This window comes from Oerskovia sp. NPDC060287 (genome assembly GCF_042726775.1).
Classification (GTDB): Bacteria; Actinomycetota; Actinomycetes; order Actinomycetales; family Cellulomonadaceae; genus Oerskovia; species Oerskovia merdavium.
Genome location: NZ_JBHXBO010000262.1, coordinates 1 through 5,375, shown reverse-complemented (window position 1 = coordinate 5,375; position 5,375 = coordinate 1). Strand labels below are relative to the sequence as shown.

The 5,375-nt window shown below is 73.2% G+C and carries 4 protein-coding genes; 2 read left to right on the top strand and 2 right to left on the bottom strand.

Annotated elements, in window-relative coordinates:
- Positions 1-155 precede the first annotated feature (155 nt).
- On the top strand, positions 156-1,496 hold the full coding sequence (gene eis, locus ACFWFR_RS17035; protein WP_377623787.1) for an enhanced intracellular survival protein Eis: 1,341 nt from the start codon (positions 156-158) through the stop codon (positions 1,494-1,496).
- Between the two features lie 94 nt (positions 1,497-1,590).
- Here eis and ACFWFR_RS17030 read toward each other — a convergent pair whose 3' ends face one another.
- Together ACFWFR_RS17030 and ACFWFR_RS17025 are read right to left on the bottom strand one after the other, a co-directional pair.
- On the bottom strand, positions 1,591-2,628 hold the full coding sequence (locus ACFWFR_RS17030; protein WP_377615797.1) for an Fpg/Nei family DNA glycosylase: 1,038 nt from the start codon (positions 2,626-2,628) through the stop codon (positions 1,591-1,593).
- Between the two features lie 45 nt (positions 2,629-2,673).
- Entirely contained in the window at positions 2,674-3,132 is a 459-nt protein-coding gene (locus tag ACFWFR_RS17025; protein WP_056648578.1) for a ribose-5-phosphate isomerase, read from the bottom strand.
- 60 nt (positions 3,133-3,192) lie between these two features.
- On the opposite strand from ACFWFR_RS17025, the gene ACFWFR_RS17020 reads away from it, so the two are divergent.
- Complete coding sequence (locus ACFWFR_RS17020; RefSeq protein ID WP_377623786.1) at positions 3,193-5,238, top strand: M13 family metallopeptidase; 2,046 nt, start codon at positions 3,193-3,195, stop codon at positions 5,236-5,238.
- The last annotated feature ends 137 nt before the right edge of the window (positions 5,239-5,375 follow it).

Sequence of the window (5,375 nt, the reverse complement as noted above, 5' to 3'; positions counted from 1 at the left end):
GATCCGGCCCGATCAGGGGCCACAGCTCACTTCTCGACCGGCTTCTCGTGGGCCGCTCCCCGCTACGACGCCCCGGGTGCGCCCCGGCACGGCCCTGACGACTCCCCCGACATTTCCCCTGGCACGCTCCCCCGCCGCACCGTGATGATGAGGGCATGACCGCCCCCTCCCCACGCCCCCTGCCCGCCGGCTACCGCTTCGCCCCGCTCACCGAGGCCGACAAGCGCGCCCTCCTCGACGTGGACACGTGGGCCTTCCCGTCCGAGGTCGACCTCGACGAGCAGGTCGGGCTCCCGCTGCCCCTGACCTGGTCGCGGACGTTCGGCGTGGTGAGCGAGCACCAGGACGCCGACGCCGTCCCGCTCGACGGCGCCGTCCCGACCGTGAGCGAGCTCGCGGCCATGCATTCCTCGTACCCGTTCTCCCAGTTCCCCGTGCCGGGCGGGACGCTGCCCGTGAGCGGCCTGACCTGGGTGGGCGTGCACCCGCAGCACCGGCGCCGGGGCATCCTCAGCGCCATGATCGACCTCCACTTCGAGGAGGCCCGGGCCGCGGGCGAACCCGTCTCGGCGCTCTTCGCTGCCGAGGCCCCGATCTACGGGCGGTTCGGCTACGGCCAGGCCGCGCAGGACCTGCGCCTGACCATCCCCCGGGGCGCAGCCCTGCGCGACGTCCCGGGCGCCGACGAGCACACGGTCCGCATCGAGAAGGCCGACCGCGCCCGGCACGGAGAGCTCGTCGACACCCTGCACCGCGCGGCCGGAGCCGACCCGGGCGGTCACGGCACGGGGATCAACCGGCCCGGCTGGGTCACGCGCGAGACGCCCGAGCTGCAGGAGTCCTGGTGGTCGGACCCGGCCGTGTTCCGCCGTGGCCGCGAGTCCGAGCGCATCGTCGTGGTCGAGCGCGACGGGGAGCCACGCGGCTACGCGACCTTCCGCCGCAAGCTCGCGTGGGAGACCACGGGTCCGCGCGGCACCGTCAGCACGGGTGAGGTCGTCGCGCTCGACGCGGCTGCCGCCCGAGCACTGTGGGGCGTCCTGACGGACCTCGACCTCACGAGCGAGATCGAGCCGTTCATGATCCCGGTCGACGACGCCATCACCCACCTCCTGGTCAACCCGCGGGCAGCCGCGGGGCGGGTGGCCGACAACCTGTGGGTCCGTGTGCTCGACGTCCCCGTGGCCCTCGCCGGACGGCAGTACGCGGGGGACGTCGACATCGTCCTGCACGTGAGCGACGAGCGGGTCCCGGACAACGCGGGCCACTGGCGACTGCGCGCCACGGCGTTCGGCGAGGCGACGTGCGAGCGCACCGACGACCCCGCCGACGTGTCGCTCGACGTGCGCGAGCTGGGCTCGGCGTTCCTGGGCGGTGTCTCGCTCGTCTCGCTCGCGACAGCCGGGCTCGTCACCGAGCACCGGCCCGGTGCCCTGGCAGCAGCAAGCGCAGCGTTCGGGTGGCCCGTGGCGCCCGTGTCGAGCTGGGTGTTCTGACCGCGACCCGCGTCGAGTGCGTGGTTCGGCTGCGACTCACCGGGCGTGTCGCAGCACGATCATGCACTCGACGGTCGGTCGGCCTCGTCCTCCGTCACCGCTGGCACGTCGGGCACCAGTAGAGCTTGCGCGCCGCGAGCTCCTTCATGAGCACGGGCGTCCCGCACACGCGGCACGGCAGGCCGTCGCGGTGGTAGACGTAGAACGCCTGGTCAGCGGGCACCGAGCCCGCCGAGCCGTCGGTGTTCTGCCGCACCGTCCCGGTGCGAGCGGGCGCTCCCGGGTGCGCGCCGTCGTCGGGCAGGCGGTCCTGCGGGCGCGTGGTGACGATCGCGCCCGTCGCCGCGCCGTCGCGCATGAGGACGACCAGGTCGTCCCAGACACCCCGCAGCGTCTCCGCGGGCACGTCCCTGCCCGCCGTGAGCGGGTCCAGGCCCGCACGGAAGAGCACCTCGGCGCGGTAGATGTTGCCCACTCCCGCGATGACGTCCTGGTTCATGAGGAGCTGCCCGACGCTCGTGCGCGAGCGGCGCACGGCCGCCACGAAGCGGTCGGGGCCGCCGGCCGGAGCGGGGTCGTCGCGGATCGGGTCCGGCCCCAGGCGCGCCTCGACCGCGCGCACCTCGTCCGCGGACACCACTTCGCACGCCGTGGGTCCGGTCAGGTCCGCGACCGCGTGGGCCCCGACCAGCCGCACGCGCACGGCCCCGCGCGGCGCAGGAGGCGTCCACGCTTCCTCGCCCTGCGGGGCGAGGGGCTCGAGGGGCCCGGCGGGGATCGAGTCGCGCTCGCCGATGCGCTTGCGGGGCGCACCGATCGCGTGCACGACGGCGGAGCTCCCGTCGCCCGCGAACGTCCAGGCCCCGTAGAGCCCCAGGTGGACGCGGAGCCAGCGCAGGTCGTCGTCGGGCGGGACGCTGGGCGCACCGCCCGGCTCCGGGCGCGCCGAAGCGTCGGCGAAGCCCAGGAAGAGCTGCTTGCCCCAGGCCCGCGAGGCGACCAGGCGGGACCCGTCGAGCAGCGCGGCCCCGGCCGTGAAACGCCCCTGCGGGCTCGAGACGGCCAGGACCTGCCCCGCGAAGAGCTCGGCGAACGTCCGCGCGAGGCGGTGGACGGTGTGCCCCTCAGGCACGGGGCACCCCGCCGACCCGCACGCGGAGCATGGTCAGGCCCGACCTCACGCCTGGTGGCGCGAGGCCTCGTACGCGGCCAGCTGGTCGATGCGACGCTGGTGGCGGGCGTCGCCGCTGAACGGCTCGGCGAGGAACGCGTCGATGAACGACGTGGCCTCCTCGACCGTGTGCTGGCGCCCGCCGACCGAGATGACGTTGGCGTCGTTGTGCTGGCGGGCCAGCTTCGCGGTGTCGAGGTTCCAGGCCAGGGCGGCGCGCACGCCGTCGACCTTGTTGGCGGCGATCTGCTCGCCGTTGCCCGAGCCGCCGATCACGACGCCGAGGCTCCCGGGCTCCGCGACGACGGCCTCGCCGGCCGCGATGCAGAACGACGGGTAGTCGTCGAGGGCGTCGTACTCGTGGGCGCCGTGGTCCACGACGTCGTGGCCCGAGCTCTTGAGGTGCGTGACGAGGTGAGCCTTGAGCTCGTACCCCGCGTGGTCCGCTGCAATGTGAACGCGCATGGCCCCCATCATCCCCGATCCTGCCCCCGGATGCGTTCGCGCTCGCATAACCTGAGACGCATGACACAGACCTCACCACACGTCGAGGGCCAGACGGCGGGCACCACCGGCACCCCGACCTCCGGTATCGACCTGTCCGCGATCGACCCGGCCGTCCGTCCGCAGGACGACCTGTACCGGCACGTCAACGGCAAGTGGATCGAGTCCCACGAGATCCCCGCCGACCGCTCGATGGACGGCTCGTTCCGCGCGCTGCACGACCAGGCCGAGGAGCACGTCCGCGAGATCATCAAGGACGCCGCGGCCGCGGTCGAGGCCGGTGACGCCACGGGCGTCCAGGCCCAGATCGGCGCGCTCTTCGCGAGCTTCATGGACACCGGCACGATCGAGGCGCGCGGCGTCACCCCGCTCGCCCCGGACCTCGCGCTGCTCGCGGCCGCGACGACCCAGGCCGAGCTGACGGGCGCGCTCGGCGCGCTCCAGCGCACGGGCGGTGCCGGCGCGTTCGGGTTCTGGGTCGACAACGACGCCAAGGACCCCGAGAAGTACGTCGCATATCTCTACCAGGGCGGCCTGGGTCTGCCCGACGAGGCGTACTACCGCGAGGACCAGTACGCGGACGTGCGTGCCAAGTACGTCCCCCACGTCGCACGCATGCTGACCCTCGCGGGCGTCACGGTGGACACGTGGGGCGCGTCCCCCGAGGAGGCCGCCGAGCGCGTGCTCGCGCTCGAGACCCAGCTCGCGGCCCACCACTGGGACGTGGTGCGCGACCGCGACGCCGACCTCACCTACAACCCCATGACGCTGGGCGCGCTCGCCGATTCCGCGCCGGGCTTCGACTGGCACGCGTGGGTCCTGGCCCTGGGTGCGCCCGAGGGGTCGCTCGACCACCTCGTGGTCCGCGAGCCGGGCTTCGCGACCGGGTTCGCCGAGCTGTGGCAGTCGGTGCCGCTCGAGGACTGGAAGCTGTGGGCCGTCTACCACCTGGTCTCGGCGCGCGCGCCCTACCTCACGGACGAGCTGGTGGAGGCGAACTTCGACTTCTACGGCCGCACGCTCTCGGGGGCGCAGGAGGTCCGCGAGCGCTGGAAGCGCGGCGTCTCGCTCGTCGAGGGCGCGCTGGGCGAGGCCGTGGGCGCGGTGTACGTCGAGAGGCACTTCCCGCCGGCCCACAAGGCCCGCATGGAGGAGCTCGTCGCCTACCTCGTCGCGGCGTACCGCGAGTCGATCCTGGGGCTCGACTGGATGACCGAGGAGACCAAGGTCAAGGCGCTCGCGAAGCTCGAGGCCTTCACGCCCAAGATCGGGTACCCCGTCAAGTGGCGCGACTACTCGGCCCTCGTGGTCGAGGCCGACGACCTGGTGGGCAACGTCCGCCGGTCCAACGCGTTCGACCAGGACCGCGAGCTGGGCAAGATCGGCAAGCCGCTCGACCGCGACGAGTGGTTCATGACGCCCCAGACGGTCAACGCGTACTACAACCCTGGCATGAACGAGATCGTGTTCCCGGCCGCGATCCTCCAGCCGCCGTTCTTCGACCCCGAGGCCGAGGACGCGGTCAACTTCGGCGGGATCGGGGCCGTGATCGGCCACGAGATCGGCCACGGGTTCGACGACCAGGGGTCCAAGTACGACGGCGACGGCCGCCTCGAGGACTGGTGGACGCCCGAGGACCGGGCCGAGTTCGAGATCCGCACCAAGGCGCTCATCGCGCAGTACGACGAGTTCCGCCCGGTCCAGCTGCCCGCTGACGGCCCGCACGTCAACGGCGCGCTGACGATCGGCGAGAACATCGGCGACCTGGGCGGGCTGTCGATCGCGCTCAAGGCCTACCGCATCGCGCTGGGGCGCCCGTTGTCCGAGGCCCCGGTGATCGACGGCCTCACGGGCATCGAGCGCGTGTTCCTCGGCTGGGCCCAGGTGTGGCAGTCGAAGGGGCGGGACGAGGAGGTCGTACGTCGTCTCGCGACGGACCCGCACTCCCCCAACGAGTTCCGCTGCAACGGCGTGGTGCGCAACCTGGACGAGTTCTACGAGGCGTACGGCGTGACGGAGTCCGACGCGCTGTACCTCGCCCCGGAGGAGCGCGTCCGCATCTGGTGACGGGCCCGGACGCCCGCTGCTCCGGTCCCCGTGGGGGGCGGAGCAGGCGAGGCCGGTCTCCGGGTCGGCCAGGGCGCGGACGTGCGGGAGGAGGCGCGGGTCGAGCCAGGGTTCGCCGCGGGCGATGAACTCCGGGT